This is a genomic window from Pseudoduganella sp. R-34 (genome assembly GCF_049904655.1).
GTDB lineage: Bacteria > Pseudomonadota > Gammaproteobacteria > Burkholderiales > Burkholderiaceae_D > Rugamonas.
This window is the reverse complement of the sequence record NZ_CP184572.1, coordinates 6,253,933-6,267,950: the sequence shown is the minus strand read 5'-3', so window position 1 is coordinate 6,267,950 and position 14,018 is coordinate 6,253,933. Positions and strand designations below refer to the sequence as shown.

General features: G+C 62.8%; 14 protein-coding genes. 7 read left to right on the top strand and 7 right to left on the bottom strand.

Annotated elements, in window-relative coordinates:
* Positions 1 to 108: 108 nt before the first annotated feature.
* From ACN9MW_RS28905 to ACN9MW_RS28890, 4 genes are read right to left on the bottom strand one after another with little or no spacing between them, the layout of a single operon-like run.
* Positions 109 to 2,145, bottom strand: coding sequence for a sodium:solute symporter family protein (locus ACN9MW_RS28905; protein WP_426165407.1), 2,037 nt, complete (start codon positions 2,143 to 2,145; stop codon positions 109 to 111).
* Entirely contained in the window at positions 2,142 to 2,411 is a 270-nt protein-coding gene (locus ACN9MW_RS28900) for a DUF4212 domain-containing protein (protein WP_426165405.1), read from the bottom strand. Before ACN9MW_RS28900 ends, ACN9MW_RS28905 begins: the two co-directional genes overlap by 4 nt.
* The gene (locus ACN9MW_RS28895; RefSeq protein WP_426165403.1) at positions 2,404 to 3,921 is read right to left on the bottom strand and encodes a sensor histidine kinase N-terminal domain-containing protein; all 1,518 of its coding nucleotides are present in this window, start codon (positions 3,919 to 3,921) and stop codon (positions 2,404 to 2,406) included. Before ACN9MW_RS28895 ends, ACN9MW_RS28900 begins: the two co-directional genes overlap by 8 nt.
* Positions 3,918 to 4,610, bottom strand: a complete 693-nt coding sequence (locus ACN9MW_RS28890; protein ID WP_426165401.1) for a response regulator — start codon at positions 4,608 to 4,610, stop codon at positions 3,918 to 3,920. Before ACN9MW_RS28890 ends, ACN9MW_RS28895 begins: the two co-directional genes overlap by 4 nt.
* A gap of 133 nt (positions 4,611 to 4,743) precedes the next feature.
* Here ACN9MW_RS28890 and recA point away from each other — a divergent pair, with 133 nt between their 5' ends.
* The 6 genes from recA to ACN9MW_RS28860 all read left to right on the top strand — a co-directional run bounded on the left by recA (position 4,744) and on the right by ACN9MW_RS28860 (position 9,932).
* Positions 4,744 to 5,817 carry a recombinase RecA gene (gene recA / locus ACN9MW_RS28885; RefSeq protein ID WP_426165399.1) on the top strand — a complete coding sequence of 358 codons (1,074 nt, stop codon included), beginning with the start codon at positions 4,744 to 4,746 and terminating at the stop codon, positions 5,815 to 5,817.
* 130 nt (positions 5,818 to 5,947) lie between these two features.
* The gene (gene recX, locus ACN9MW_RS28880) at positions 5,948 to 6,406 is read left to right on the top strand and encodes a recombination regulator RecX (protein ID WP_426165397.1); all 459 of its coding nucleotides are present in this window, start codon (positions 5,948 to 5,950) and stop codon (positions 6,404 to 6,406) included.
* 131 nt (positions 6,407 to 6,537) lie between these two features.
* On the top strand, positions 6,538 to 7,104 hold the full coding sequence (locus ACN9MW_RS28875) for a DUF2889 domain-containing protein (RefSeq protein ID WP_426165395.1): 567 nt from the start codon (positions 6,538 to 6,540) through the stop codon (positions 7,102 to 7,104).
* A gap of 58 nt (positions 7,105 to 7,162) precedes the next feature.
* The gene (sucC, locus tag ACN9MW_RS28870) at positions 7,163 to 8,329 is read left to right on the top strand and encodes an ADP-forming succinate--CoA ligase subunit beta (protein ID WP_426165393.1); all 1,167 of its coding nucleotides are present in this window, start codon (positions 7,163 to 7,165) and stop codon (positions 8,327 to 8,329) included.
* 13 nt (positions 8,330 to 8,342) lie between these two features.
* Positions 8,343 to 9,224, top strand: a complete 882-nt coding sequence (sucD, locus tag ACN9MW_RS28865) for a succinate--CoA ligase subunit alpha (RefSeq protein ID WP_155454657.1) — start codon at positions 8,343 to 8,345, stop codon at positions 9,222 to 9,224.
* A gap of 63 nt (positions 9,225 to 9,287) precedes the next feature.
* Complete coding sequence (locus ACN9MW_RS28860; protein WP_426165391.1) at positions 9,288 to 9,932, top strand: FHA domain-containing protein; 645 nt, start codon at positions 9,288 to 9,290, stop codon at positions 9,930 to 9,932.
* Positions 9,933 to 9,963: 31 nt separating this feature from the next.
* Here the strand turns inward: ACN9MW_RS28860 and ACN9MW_RS28855 are convergent, their stop codons facing one another.
* From ACN9MW_RS28855 to moaC, 3 genes are read right to left on the bottom strand one after another with little or no spacing between them, the layout of a single operon-like run.
* Entirely contained in the window at positions 9,964 to 10,662 is a 699-nt protein-coding gene (locus ACN9MW_RS28855) for a flagellar brake protein (RefSeq protein ID WP_426165389.1), read from the bottom strand.
* Between the two features lie 57 nt (positions 10,663 to 10,719).
* Entirely contained in the window at positions 10,720 to 11,946 is a 1,227-nt protein-coding gene (locus tag ACN9MW_RS28850; protein ID WP_426165387.1) for an AGE family epimerase/isomerase, read from the bottom strand.
* On the bottom strand, positions 11,946 to 12,422 hold the full coding sequence (gene moaC / locus ACN9MW_RS28845; RefSeq protein WP_426165385.1) for a cyclic pyranopterin monophosphate synthase MoaC: 477 nt from the start codon (positions 12,420 to 12,422) through the stop codon (positions 11,946 to 11,948). Before moaC ends, ACN9MW_RS28850 begins: the two co-directional genes overlap by 1 nt.
* Between moaC and ACN9MW_RS28840 the strand changes: the two genes are divergently transcribed.
* A complete protein-coding gene (locus ACN9MW_RS28840; protein ID WP_426165383.1) occupies positions 12,402 to 14,015 on the top strand; it encodes a M48 family metalloprotease in 1,614 nt (537 codons plus the stop codon). The two genes, moaC and ACN9MW_RS28840, sit on opposite strands and share 21 nt — an antisense overlap.
* Positions 14,016 to 14,018: the final 3 nt, after the last annotated feature.

The following is a 14,018-nucleotide window of genomic DNA, read 5'->3' as shown; positions in this document are numbered from 1 at the left end:
GGGATGCTGCTGCGGCAGCAGCATCTCCAGAGCGTGCGATGGGATATTCACAGGAAACGAATGTTACTCTATTGGCAATCATAACTACTAGCCAAATGTAACATTCGTTTATTCTGGCGTGCGGATGTGGCGCACAAGCGACAAGGTGCGCGCATCCGGCGCCGGCGTCAGCAGGCTGACTACCACCAGCGTTGCCAGGCCGGCCGGCACGCCAAACACGCCGGCCGAATTGGCGGCAATGCCGAACCACTGCCCGCTGAGGCTGCCGCCCAGTACCGGGTTGGCATGCAGCATGTAGTACAGGCAGGTGAAGAAGCCGGCCACCATCGCGGCCATTGCGCCCTGATGGTTGGCGCGCTGCCAGAACACGCCGGCCACCAGGGCCGGGAACAGCGTCGATGCTGCCAGCGAGAAGGCGGCCCCCACCAGGGACAGGATGTCGCCCGGCTTGGTCGAGGCGGCATAGGCGGCAATGAAGGCCACAGCCAGCAACAGCAGCTTGGAAATCGTCACCCGCTTCTGGGTCGATGCCTGCGGGTCGACGATCTTGTAGTACACGTCATGCGAAAGCGCATTCGAGATCGCCAGCAGCAGGCCGTCGGCGGTCGACAGCGCTGCCGCCAGCCCGCCTGCCGCCACCAGTCCCGACACCACATACGGCAAGCCGGCAATCTCGGGCGTGGCCAGCACCAGCACGTCGCTGTCGATCTGGATTTCCGCCAGCTGCACAATGCCGTCCAGGTTGATGTCGCTGATCGACAGCAGCGGGCTGGTCTTGTCCACATTGGCCCAGTAGGAGACCCAGGTCGGCAGGTGGGCGAAGTCGCTGCCCACCAGCGAGCTGTAGATGTCGTACTTGACCAGCACCGCCAGCGCCGGGATGGTCAGGTACACCAGCAGGATGAAGAACAGGGTCCAGAACACCGACACCCGCGTCGCCTGCACCGAAGGCGTGGTGTAGGAGCGCATCAGGATATGCGGCAGGGCCGCCGTGCCCACCATCAGGCAGAACACCAGCGCCAGGAAGTTGTTGCGCTTCTGGTCCGACTGCTCGCGGTCGGCGCCGGGAAAAGGCTCGGCGTGCTTCACCAGTTCGCGTCCGCGCGCCAGGTTGTAGTTACGCTGCGCGGTCCACACGACGGCCGCGTCTTCCACGGTTTTCGGATAGTTGGCCAGTGCCCGTTCTGCAGCGCGGATTTCCAGCAGCGAGCCATTGCGCTGCTTGACCATGTCCAGGTTGTGCTGCGCCTCGAGCCGGCCCGAATCCCAAGAGGCGGGCAAGCCGTGCAGCCGCACGCCGAAATCGTCGGCGCGCTGCAGGAACACTTCGCGCACCTCGGCCTCTTTCTCGTCGCGCGCCAGCTGTGTCTCGCGTGCGCTGAGCTTGGGCAGCAGCTTGCCGTAGGCGACCTGCGGTACCGGATTGCCGCCGTGCTTGACCGCCAGCCACATGGCCGGCATCAGGAAGGCCACCAGGATGATGATGTACTGCGCCACCTGCGTCCAGGTAATGGCCCGCATGCCGCCCAGGAAGGAGCACACCAGGATCGACGCCAGGCCGAGGAAGATGCCGACCGAGAAATCGACGCCGGTAAAGCGCGAAGCGATCAGTCCCACAGCGTAGATCTGCGCCACCACGTAGGTGAAGGAAACGATGATGGTGGCGCCGACAGCCATCAGCCGCACGGCGCGGCCGTTGTAGCCGCCGCCGTAGCGCGCCGCGAAAAAGTCGGGGATCGTGTACTGGCCGAACTTGCGCAGGTAGGGCCCGATCAGCAGCGCCACCAGGCAGTAGCCGCCGGTCCAGCCCATGATGTAGGCCAGGCCGTCGAAGCCGTGCAGGTACAGGCCACCGGCCAGCGAAATGAAGGACGCGGCCGAAATCCAGTCGGCCGCCGTGGCCATGCCGTTGAACAGCGAGGGCACTCGCCTTCCCGCCACGTAATACTCCGCCACGTTGGAAGTGCGGCTGATCACCCCGATCGCCGCGTACAGGATGATGGTGGCGAACATGAACAGGTAGCCGATCCACAGGCGCGGCATGCCTTCCTTTTCCAGCATCGCCAGCGCGAGCAGGAACATGGCGAAGCAGCCGGTAAAGATCGTGTAGTAGCGCTGCAGCTTGCGGAAGAAGGGCGTCCTCATGCCTGGCCCCCGCTTTCGCGCAACTGCTCGCTTCTATAGCGCCGCTCCAGCGCGCGCATGCGCCAGGCATAGAAGCCGATGATGGCAAGGTAGATCAGCGAAGCGCCTTGCGCCGCCAGGTAGAACGACAGCGGCCAGCCGAAGATCGACAGCCCGCTCAATTCGCGCGCGAAGAAAATGATGCAGAACGTGGTGAGCAGCCAGGTGGCCAGCAGCCAGCCGGTCATGCGGCGTACGCGGCGCCAGTGGCGCTCGAGCTTATCCAAAATGCGGTACCTCTTCTTCTTCGGGCGGCGTGTCCGGCACGCGCAGCGGGAACGTCACGCGGAACAGGCAGCCCGGATATTTCGGGTCGGTGGTGCGCGGGTTGGCGAACAGGTCGACTTCCGCATCGTGCTGCTGCGCCACTTCGCGCACGATCGGCAGGCCCAGGCCGGAGCCCTCGGTATTGCTGCCCAGGATGCGGTAGAAGCGCTCGAACACATGGCCGCGTTCCGCCGCCGGGATGCCGGGGCCGTTGTCTTCTACTTCGAGCAGGGCATGCCTGCCTGTGCGGCGCACGCGCACCGTGACGGCGCTGCCGCGCGGCGTGTAGCGCAAGGCATTGTCGATCAGGTTGGACAGCATCTCGCGCAGCATCATCGCGTTGCCGGAAATCGGCACGTCCTCGGTCGGCGGTTCATAGCCAAGGTCGATGCCGTAGTTGAAGGACGCCTGCACCCAGTCGTGCACCGTGCTGCGCGCCACTTCGCCCAGCTCCAGCGGCTCCATCGCGGTGCCGGCCTGCGGCTGGTTCTCGGCGCGTGCCAGTGCCAGCAGCTGGTTGACCAGGCGGGTGGCCGCCTGCGACGACTTGGCCAGCTGTTCCAGCGAACGGTGCACCTCGGCCTGGTCGGTCTGGCGCAGCGCCAGTTCCGATTGGGTGCGCATGCCGGCCAGCGGGGTTTTCATCTGGTGCGCAGCGTCGGCGATGAAACGCTTTTGCGAATCGATCGACAGTTTGAGGCGCTCCAGCATTTCATTGAGCGACTTGACCAGCGGCGTGATTTCTTCCGGCACCTGGCGCGGCGGGATCGGGCTCAGGTCGTCCGACGGGCGGGCGCGGATGCGCTCCTGCAGTTCACGCAGCGGCAGCAGCCCGCGCGACAGCGCAAACCACACCAGGGCCAGCACGATCGGCAGGATGATGAACTGCGGCAGGATCACGCCCTTGATGATTTCATTGGCCAGCTTGGCGCGCTTTTCCAGCGTTTCGCCGACTTGCACCAGGGCCAGGCGCTGCGGCTGCGCCTTGTCTTCTTCCAGGTTGACCCAGGTCCAGGCGATGCGGATCGGCGTGCCGTGCAGGGTGGAGTTGCGGAACAGGACCGCGCCGGCGCGGATGTCCTGCAGCTCGGGATCCTGCTTCGGCGGCGGCGGCAGGTCGCGGTCGCCGTCGACGTGGGCGCCGGTCGGGCTGCTGACCTGGTAATAGATATTGTCCACGTCGTCGGCACGCAGGATGTCGCGCGCCGGGCCGGGCAGGCGGGGAATCACGCCGGCCACTTCGCGCACCTGCTGCGTGAGCACGGTGACGGTGTCTTCCAGCGCATGGTCGAAGGGCTGGTTGGCGATCGACTTCGCCACCAGGTAGGTGATGGCGATGCTCATTGGCCACAGCAGCAGCAGGGGAGCGAGCATCCAGTCGAGGATCTCGCCGAACAGCGAGTGCTGGATCTCGTTCTCTTCGGCGGCCGGGGCATGGTCCCAGTCGGCGGCCTGCTGCTCGCCGTTCACGGTGCAGCCGGCGGTTGCGGCGGGTTGAATTTCTCCAGGCAGTAGCCGAGCCCGCGCACGGTGGCGATGCGGATGCCGCCCACTTCAATCTTCTTGCGCAGGCGGTGCACGTACACCTCGATGGCGTTGTTGCTGACCTCTTCGCCCCATTCGCACAGGTGGTCCACCAGCTGTTCTTTCGACACCAGGCGCCCGGTGCGCGCCAGCAGGATTTCCAGCAGGCCCAGTTCACGCGCCGACAGGTCCAGCATCTGCTCGTTGATATAGGCGCTGCGCCCGACCTGGTCGTAGGTGAGGGGGCCGTGCTTGACGACGGTGGAGCCGCCGCCCTGGCCGCGCCGGGTCAGGGCGCGCACCCGCGCTTCCAGCTCGGACAGCGCGAACGGCTTGGCCATGTAATCGTCGGCGCCCAGGTCGAGGCCGTTGACCCGCTGCTCGACCGAATCGGCGGCGGTCAGGATCAGCACCGGCAGCAGCGAGCCGCGCGTGCGCAGGCGGCGCAGCACTTCCAGCCCGGACATCTTGGGCAGGCCCAGGTCCAGGATCAGCAGGTCGAATTCCTGGGTGGACAGGGCCGTGTCCGCCTCCTGCCCGTTTTTTACGCAGTCGATCGCATAGCCGGACTGGCGCAGCGAGCGCGTCAGGCCGTCCGCGAGGACGCTGTCATCTTCGGCTAATAGGATACGCATGGGGCTACTGTACTCCAGCCGTTTGACTTTTCGCAAAGTTTGCAAAAAGGGGCTTGTCAAAAGCACTGTAATTTTATACAGTACCACCTGTACAACGTAGTGACCCAATTCATTTAGCCCGCGAAAGATCATCATGGACGACAAAAAAGGCGCAGTACCTGCATCGGAAAAAGCCAAGGCCCTGGCGGCCGCACTGGCCCAGATTGAAAAGCAGTTTGGCAAAGGCTCCGTGATGCGCATGGACGCATCCGCCCCGATCGAGGAAGTGCAGACTGTCTCCACCGGCTCCCTGGGCCTGGATATCGCGCTGGGCGTAGGCGGCCTGCCACGCGGCCGCGTGGTGGAAATCTACGGTCCTGAATCTTCCGGTAAAACCACCCTGACCCTGCAAGCGATCGCTGAAATGCAGAAAATGGGCGGCACCTGCGCCTTCATCGACGCGGAACACGCGCTGGACGTGGTGTATGCCCAAAAACTGGGCGTCAACCTGCACGAGCTGCTGATCTCCCAGCCGGACACCGGCGAACAAGCCCTGGAAATCTGCGATGCGCTGGTGCGCTCCGGTTCCGTGGACCTGATCGTGGTCGACTCCGTTGCCGCGCTGACCCCGAAAGCCGAAATCGAAGGCGATATGGGCGACTCCCTGCCGGGCCTGCAGGCGCGACTGATGTCCCAGGCGCTGCGCAAGCTGACCGGCACCATCAACCGCACCAACACCCTGGTAATCTTCATTAACCAGATCCGCATGAAGATCGGCGTGATGTTCGGCTCGCCGGAAACCACCACCGGCGGCAATGCCCTGAAGTTTTACGCTTCCGTGCGCCTCGACATCCGCCGTACCGGCTCGATCAAGTCGGGCGACGAGGTGATCGGCAACGAGACCAAGGTCAAGGTGGTCAAGAACAAGATTGCGCCGCCGTTCAAGGAAGCCCACTTCGACATCCTGTATGGCGAAGGCACCTCGCGCGAAGGCGAAATCATCGACCTGGGCGTGGAAGCCAAGATCGTCGAGAAGTCGGGTTCCTGGTACAGCTACGGCGGCGAGCGTATCGGCCAGGGCAAGGACAATGCCCGTTCCTTCCTCAAGGAGCGTCCGGCACTGGCGCGTGAAATCGAGAACAAGGTACGTGCGGCGCTGGGCGTGCGTGAGCTGCCGGCCGTTTCCGATGATGGCGAAGAAGCGCCGAAGCTGCGCGCGGTCGACTAAAACCGGTAAGGCAGCCGGATGGCCGTCCCGTCTGACCCGCAGGGTCAGACACTGGTATGCCGGAGCCACAGGCCGTAGATCAGAAGGTGTCTGACCCTGCGGGTCAGACATCGGTTTACCGGTTTAACAGATGCCCCTCCCCAAACCCACCCTAAAAGCCCGTGCCCTGCGCCTGCTCAGCCAGCGCGAGCACAGCCGCCTCGAGCTCGCCCGCAAGCTGCAGCGCCACGCGGAAGAGGGCGACGACGTCGAAGCCCTCCTGAATTTCCTCGAGCAAAACAAATGGCTCTCGGAAGAGCGCTTCTCCGAAAACCTGGTGCACCGCCGCGCCGCCCGCTACGGCAACAGCCGCATCGTGGCCGAGCTGCAGCACCACGGCATCGGCGGCGACATGCTGGCCGAAGTCAAGGAAAGCCTGAAAGAAGACGAAGTCGAGCGCTGCTGCGAAGTCTGGCGCCGCAAATTCGGCGAAGTGGCCGAAGATCCCGAAGGCCGACAGAAGCAATTGCGCTTCCTCATGTCGCGCGGCTTCTCACAAAAGGCCATCCGCACCGCCATGAAGGGCACCATGCCCGACGAGGACTTTTAAATTGGCCTCGGAAGGTATGCTACACTTCGAGAGTTTTATGCAGCACCGCGGGTGCGGTGGTTGTCCGTAGAAGCTGCGGCGTACTGATTAGCTGCTTATAATTTTGGCCACTTTTGAGTGGCATCGGTCTTATGTCCTTGTCAAATCCTGTCTCCCGACGAGCGCTGCGGCACACGCGCGCCATAGACATCCAGGCGTATTCACGCGAGGATGGCCTGTGGGATCTTGACGCCCATATCACGGACATCAAATCCTTCGACACCATGCTGGCATCGGGCCCGCGCAAGGGCAACGAAGCCCTGCACGACCTGTGGCTGCGCGTGACCGTCGATAAGCAGCTGACCATCGTCGATGCCGAAGCAAGTTCGGACGCTGTTCCCTATCCTGGCCATTGCAACACGATCGGCCCCGCCTACAAAGCCTTGATCGGCCTGAACCTGATGAAGGGTTTTCGCCATGCAGTCAAGGAAAGGCTGGCCGGCGTACAAGGCTGTACCCACCTGACAGAATTGGCCCTGGTGCTGCCGACGGCAGCCGTGCAAGCCTTTGCCAACGATGTCTGGCCAGTGAACGAGCGCTCCAGCACTGCGACAGAAAAACCGTTCCAACTTGACAAGTGCCACGCCCTCAAGACCGATGGCGGGGCAGTTGCCGAGTTCTACCCACGCTGGTACGTCAACAAGACGGAAGCAGCCTAGGTGCTGTACAAAATACATCTAACCAACAAACAGGTATTCGAAAGAAGGGAAAGCCAGCATGAAAATCCATGAGTATCAAGGCAAAGAAATCCTCCGAAAGTTCGGAGTGACCGTACCGCGCGGTATTCCGTGCATGTCCGTGGAAGAGGCAGTGAAAGCTGCTGAAACCCTGGGCGGCCCAGTGTGGGTCGTGAAGGCACAGATCCATGCAGGTGGCCGTGGTAAAGGCGGCGGCGTGAAAGTTGCCAAGACCATGGAACAGGTGAAAGAGTACGCCGACCAGATCATGGGCATGCAGCTGGTGACCCACCAGACCGGCCCTGAAGGCCAGAAAGTCCGCCGCCTGCTGATCGAAGAAGGCGCCGACATCAAGAAGGAACTGTACGTTTCCCTGGTGACCGACCGCGTCACCCAGCGCGTAGTCCTGATGGCTTCCTCCGAAGGCGGCATGGACATCGAAGAAGTCGCTGAATCGCACCCGGAAAAAATCCACTCGATCGCGATCGATCCAGCCGTTGGCCTGACCGACGCTGAAGCCGCCGGCATCGCCGCCAAGATCGGCGTGCCGGAAGGCTCGATCGCCGACGCGGTGACCAACCTGCAAGGCCTGTACAAAGCCTACTGGGAAACCGATGCTTCCCTGGCTGAAATCAACCCGCTGATCCTGACCGGTTCCGGCAAGGTCATCGCCCTGGACGCCAAGTTCAACTTCGACTCCAACGCCCTGTTCCGCCACCCGGAAATCGTTGCTTACCGCGACCTGGACGAAGAAGATCCAGCCGAAGTCGAAGCTTCGAAATTCGACCTGGCCTACATCTCCCTGGACGGCAACATCGGCTGCCTGGTGAACGGCGCCGGCCTGGCCATGGCAACCATGGACACCATCAAGCTGTTCGGCGGCGAGCCAGCCAACTTCCTGGACGTGGGCGGCGGCGCAACGGCCGAGAAAGTCACCGAAGCGTTCAAGATCATGCTGAAGAACCCAGGCCTGAAAGCCATCCTGGTGAACATCTTCGGCGGCATCATGCGCTGCGACGTGATCGCCGAAGGCGTGATCACCGCATCCAAAGCCGTGTCCCTGCAAGTACCGCTGGTCGTCCGCATGAAGGGCACCAACGAAGACCTGGGCAAGAAGATGCTGGCCGACTCCGGCCTGCCAATCATCTCCGCTGACACCATGGAAGATGCAGCCAAGAGCGTTGTTGCTGCCGCTGCCGGTAAATAATTAAGGAATCACTATGTCTATCCTGATCAATAAAGACACCAAAGTCATCACCCAGGGCATCACCGGCAAGACCGGCCAGTTCCACACCCGCATGTGCCGCGACTACGCGAACGGCCGAGAAGCTTTCGTTGCTGGCGTGAACCCTAAGAAAGCCGGCGAAGATTTCGAAGGCATCCCAATCTACGCATCCGTCAAGGAAGCAGCTTCGGAAACCGGCGCAACCGTTTCCGTGATCTACGTTCCACCAGCAGGCGCAGCCGCTGCCATCTGGGAAGCCGTAGAAGCTGAACTGGACCTGGCCATCTGCATTACCGAAGGCATCCCAGTCCGCGACATGATGGAAGTGAAAGACCGCATGGCTAAAGCAGGTTCCAAGACCCTGCTGTTGGGCCCTAACTGCCCAGGCCTGATCACCCCTGACGAAATCAAGATCGGCATCATGCCTGGCCACATCCACAAGAAAGGCCGTATCGGCGTGGTTTCGCGCTCCGGCACCCTGACCTATGAAGCAGTCGGCCAGCTGACCGCACTGGGCCTGGGCCAGTCTTCCGCCGTGGGTATCGGCGGCGACCCGATCAACGGCCTGAAGCACATCGACGTGATGCGCATGTTCAACGACGATCCTGACACCGACGCTGTGATCATGATCGGCGAAATCGGCGGTCCGGACGAAGCCAACGCAGCCCGTTGGATCAAGGACAACATGAAGAAGCCAGTGGTTGGCTTCATCGCCGGTGTGACCGCTCCTCCAGGCAAGCGCATGGGCCACGCCGGCGCGCTGATCTCCGGCGGCGCCGACACTGCACAAGCCAAACTGGAAATCATGGAAGCCTGCGGCATCAAGGTTACCAAGAATCCTTCCGAAATGGCTCGTCTGTTGAAGGCAATGCTGTAATAGTAGCTGTATGATAACGGGGAGCTTCGGCTCCCCGTTTTTGTTTACCCGGAGGATATCGATTTGGCAAAACTACTCGTGATGCGAGAAGGTGTTATCGAGCAGACAGTGCAGCTCACCAAGGAGCGCATGACCGTCGGCCGCCATAAGCATAACGACATTGTCCTGAATCACCCCGCAGTCAGTGGTGAGCATGCCCTCGTCACCACCATCCTGGACGATTCCTTCCTGGAAGACCTGCAAAGCACAAATGGTACATTTGTGAACGGCCACCGCATCGGCAAGCACTTCCTGCAGAACAAGGATGTGATCAAGATGGCCAAGTACCACCTCGAATTCGTCAGCGACGGCATCCGCCCCCTGGCCGCCGCAGCAGCGACCATCCCGGCCATGCCGGTTCCGCCATCGGCCCCGGCCGCCGCGCCGAACACCCAGTTCGCCGAACTGCCGCTCGCCCATATCGAAGTCCTGAACGGCAGCAACGCCGGCAAGACCCTGAGCCTGACCAAGGCCGTCACCAGCCTGGGCCGGCCAGGCGTGCAAGTGGTGGTCATCACTCGCGCCCTGGAAGGCTATTCCGTCGCCCACGTGGAAGGCGACAAATCGCCCCTGCTGAACGGCGACCCGATGCCGCGCCAGCCGCACCCATTGAAGGGTGGCGAGATCCTCGACCTCAGCGGCATCCTGATGGCATTCCGCCTCAGCTGACGTTCAAAGTTGAAGTGGTCCCCTGGACCGGTCAGACGATTTTTTGACGGTCGGCCAGCATGGCCTCGTAAGTCAGGTTTTGCAGCAGGGTGAAGTGTGCCGGATCGAGTCCGATGAATTGCACGCCATAGCTGAACACATCCTTCCCGTCTCCCTTCTGCGACTGCGCGACCGTGGCGTTGCGCACCAGCGCCGGGGTATTGATGCGCACTTGCCGGTCGTCCGGCGGCGCCAGCAGGGTAAAGTCCAGCTGCACCGTCTCGCCCTCGCGGCTCAAAGGCTGGGCCGATTCGATCAGCGCGCCGGACACGCTCAGGTTCACCAGGAAGACAGAAGCATGATGGCCGTCATCGCGCGACATCTTGGCCGGGATTTCGACCTTCACCCGCATTGCCGCGCGCAGGCTGGTGCCCTGGATTTCGCTGGGAAAGGCCACGTGCGCATACATCAGCGGCCGCAGGAACACACGCTGCACGACAGTCGAGAAGGAGCAGACATTCACGCCCGAGAACACCCGCACCGTCAGCTTGTCGCCCTCGGTAACGGCGATCGGCCCGTTGTTCTCCATCGGGATCTTGACGATCATGTACTCGTCACGCACCCAGCCAATGACGGTCGAGAAATGCTGCATGGGCCGCAGCGTGCGATGGGTGATCAACTGGATGCGCCCGCCAACCTGCAGGTTCATCTGTTCAAACGCATATTCCTGCAATTTGTTTTCGCCCGCCATCTTCGTTATTGTCTATTTATGAGCAATTGCCCATTGTACAATAGGGCCGCGCATCAACTATTGCTTTGTCGATAGGACAGTCCAGTCCAGGCCGACCAGGTGATACGGGTCGGGCTGCATCTTGTTGCAACCGCCGCTGCAAGTCTCCTTCGCACCGAAGCGCCAGCCGCCGTTTTCGCGGTCGAGGATTTCCTTGTCCACCAGTTCCAGCGTTTCATGGTAGCGCCGCGCCATGTCCGGCCGCTGCGCCACGGCCAGGAAAGCCTTCATGCCTTCCGCCTGCTGCCACCAGTATTTGCTGCGGTCCACCTGCCCGCTGGGCGACATGCGGTTGAAGATGCCGCCATCCTGTTCGTCATAGCCTTTCGCCACGGCGAACTTCAGCAGGCGGTCTGCCACGCCCGAATAGATAGGCGGCAGGCCGCGCGCCTCGGCGCTGCGCAGCAGGTGGCTCCATTCGAACTGGTGGCCAAGGTCGGTAAAGCCGTCGCCGTCGGTGAGCGGTTTCCACTGTTCGTCATACCACTCGGGGATATAGGCGCCGCCGTCGGGCAAGCCAACCATGAGCTGGTTCAGCACGAAGTCGCCCAGCTCGCGCGCATCGGCCACCACCTGCTGGTCGCCGGTCGCATCGATCAGGGCCAGCAGGGCTTCGAACATATGCATCAGGGGATTCTGCGAGTGCCTGCCTTCCTGCTTCGGCGCAAAATCGCGCGGCGCGGAACCGCGCAAGCCACCGCCTGGTTCACGCAAGTTGCGGCGGATGTCCTGCCACGCGGCCAGCGCCGCCGACTTGTATTTCGGCTCGCCCGTCACCCTCGCAGCGTGTGCCAGCGCCAGCAGGGCAAACGCGTGGCCGTAGGTGTTCTTGCTCATGCTGGCCGGCTTGCCCCCGACATCGAGCACCTGGAAAAAGCCTCCGTGCAGCGGGTCGTGGAAAGACGACAGCAGGAAGTCGGTGCCGCGCCGCGCCACTTCCAGGTAGCGCGCATCGCCGGTAGATTCATAGCCGACCAGCATGGTGTACACCAGCCGGCTGTGCAGGGTCAGGTCGCCGCTGATCTTGCTCGGCGGCTGCCAGTTGCGATCGAACTGCCCTTGCAGCAGGCCGGAAGGCGTGGGCGCCACTGCCAGCCAGCGTGACAGGTGGGCGTTGAGGTCCTTGCGGTGCCACTCAGCGTTCGCCACCTCGGCCATCGCAGCGCGGCTGCCATGCCCGGCTTCATTGCTTTCGCATGCTGCGAGCAGGGCAAGAAATGATGCGACGGCCGCGCGGCGCAGCATCAGGCTTTCCAGTCGCCGGACTTGCCGCCCGCTTTCTCGGTGACGCGGATATCGGTCATCACCATGCCGCGGTCGACGGCCTTGCACATGTCGTAGACGGTGAGCAGGCCGACCTGCACCGCAGTCAGCGCTTCCATTTCCACCCCGGTCTTGCCGTAGGTTTCGACCTGGGCGCGGCAATGGACGGTGTTGCTGGGTTCATCAGTGGTAAAGTCCACTGCAACGCGGGTCAGGGCCAGGGGATGGCACAGGGGGACCAGGTCGGCCGTGCGCTTGGACGCCATGATAGCGGCAATGCGGGCAATACCGAGTACGTCCCCTTTCTTGGCGGTTCCCGATAGAATGAGCGCCAGCGTTTCCGGCTTCATGCGGATACTGCCGGTGGCGACGGCAATGCGGTGGGTTTCGGCCTTGGCGCCGACATCGACCATATGGGCCCGGCCGGCAGCGTCAAAATGAGTAAGGTGTTCGGTCATCGCGTAGCTCTCTTGTTGAACGGGTATGATAGCACTGTGAATGCACTACATTTTCGCCGTCCCTTGCTGGCGGCACTGGTTTCCGGCCTGCTGATCGCCGCTCCGGCGGGGCAGGCGCAGCAGGCGGAATTGCCCACGCTGGGCGATGCCTCGCGCGAGGACATGTCGCCGGTGATGGAGAAGCGCCTGGGCGAGGAGATCATGCAAAGCCTGCGCTTCGAGCGCGACTACCTGGATGATCCGCCCATCATCGAGTACCTGAATAACTTCGGCACCAGGCTGGTGGATGCACGCCCGGGAGCGCGCGGCGACGCCAACCTCGAGTACTATTTCTTCGCGATCCGCGACAAGAACCTGAACGCCTTCGCCATGCCCGGCGGTTATATCGGCGTGCACTCGGCGCTGTTGCTGGCGGCGCAAAACGAATCCGAGCTGGCCTCGGTGCTGTCGCACGAGATCGGCCACGTGGCGCAGCGCCATATCGCGCGCCAGCTTGGGGCGCAGAAGAACGATGCCCTGATTCCCCTGGCGGCAATGCTGCTGGCGGCGCTGGCCGCCAAGTCAAGTTCCGATGCGGCAATCGGCGTCTTCATGGGCGGGCAGGGCCTGGCGATCCAGCGCCAGCTGAACTTCGGCCGCGATGCGGAGCGCGAGGCGGACCGCGTCGGCTTCCAGATCATGAATGCGGCAGGCTATGACGCCAGCGGCATGGTGTCCTTCTTCCAGCGCATGCAGAACAGCACGCGCATGTATAGCGACCTGATGCCGCCCTGGCTGCTGACCCACCCGCTGACCACCGAACGGATCGCCGATATCCAGGCCCGCATCCGCGAGCAGAAATTCAGCCAGCGCGTGGACGGCATGGACTTCCACCTGATCCGCGCCCGCGCCCGGGTGCTGCAGGATGAAAGCAGCAAGGGCCTGTCCGACACGGAAGCGGTATTCAGGAACCAGATCCAGCTGCCGGGCCGCCAGAACGTGGCCGCCGGCCAGTACGGCATGGCCATGGTATCGCTCAAGCGCTCCGAGTTCGCTGCCGCGCAGGAATGGCTCGACAAGGCGCGCGCCACCATCGACAAGCCGCCGGTTGCGGGCGCGTTCAGCACGCCGATCCCGCGCGGCACGACCGATTCGGCGCTGGCTTATTTGTCGCTGGAGATCAAGCTGGCGCAGGAGAACAAGCCGGAAGTGATTGCAGCGGCCATCGAGGAGGCGAAGCAAGCGCAGGGCCGCTACCCGCTGTCGCGCGGCCTGGTATGGCAGTATGCCGACGCCCTGATCAAGGGCGGCAAATACGACGAGGCCACGCGCTTCCTGCGCGATCAGTTGCAGATGTATCGTCGCGAGCCGGAACTGCACGACTACATGGCGCAGGCCTATGCCAAGCAGGGCAAGATCGCCCTGCAGCATATCTCGCTGGCGGAATCGTACGTGCTGCTGGGCGGCGTGCTGGCGGCGCTGGACCAGCTGGCGCTGGCCCGCAAGGCGCCCGACGCGACCTACTACGACCAGTCGGTGATCGATGCCCGCGAACGCGAGCTGCAAGCCAAGCGCAAGGAAATGCTGGGCGATAAGAAGAAAGACAAGGACTGAGCG

Excerpts from the sequence above, each read along its gene's own strand:
- ACN9MW_RS28855 (WP_426165389.1), bottom strand. The coding sequence starts at position 10,662 with ATGGCGGGCGAAAACAAATTGCAGGAATATGCGTTTGAACAGATGAAC.
- ACN9MW_RS28890 (WP_426165401.1), bottom strand. The coding sequence starts at position 4,610 with ATGCGTATCCTATTAGCCGAAGATGACAGCGTCCTCGCGGACGGCCTG.
- sucC (WP_426165393.1), top strand. The coding sequence starts at position 7,163 with ATGAAAATCCATGAGTATCAAGGCAAAGAAATCCTCCGAAAGTTCGGA.
- ACN9MW_RS28875 (WP_426165395.1), top strand. The coding sequence starts at position 6,538 with ATGTCCTTGTCAAATCCTGTCTCCCGACGAGCGCTGCGGCACACGCGC.
- sucD (WP_155454657.1), top strand. The coding sequence starts at position 8,343 with ATGTCTATCCTGATCAATAAAGACACCAAAGTCATCACCCAGGGCATC.
- moaC (WP_426165385.1), bottom strand. The coding sequence starts at position 12,422 with ATGACCGAACACCTTACTCATTTTGACGCTGCCGGCCGGGCCCATATG.
- ACN9MW_RS28905 (WP_426165407.1), bottom strand. The coding sequence starts at position 2,145 with ATGAGGACGCCCTTCTTCCGCAAGCTGCAGCGCTACTACACGATCTTT.
- ACN9MW_RS28840 (WP_426165383.1), top strand. The coding sequence starts at position 12,402 with ATGAGTAAGGTGTTCGGTCATCGCGTAGCTCTCTTGTTGAACGGGTAT.
- recX (WP_426165397.1), top strand. The coding sequence starts at position 5,948 with ATGCCCCTCCCCAAACCCACCCTAAAAGCCCGTGCCCTGCGCCTGCTC.
- ACN9MW_RS28850 (WP_426165387.1), bottom strand. The coding sequence starts at position 11,946 with ATGCTGCGCCGCGCGGCCGTCGCATCATTTCTTGCCCTGCTCGCAGCA.
- recA (WP_426165399.1), top strand. The coding sequence starts at position 4,744 with ATGGACGACAAAAAAGGCGCAGTACCTGCATCGGAAAAAGCCAAGGCC.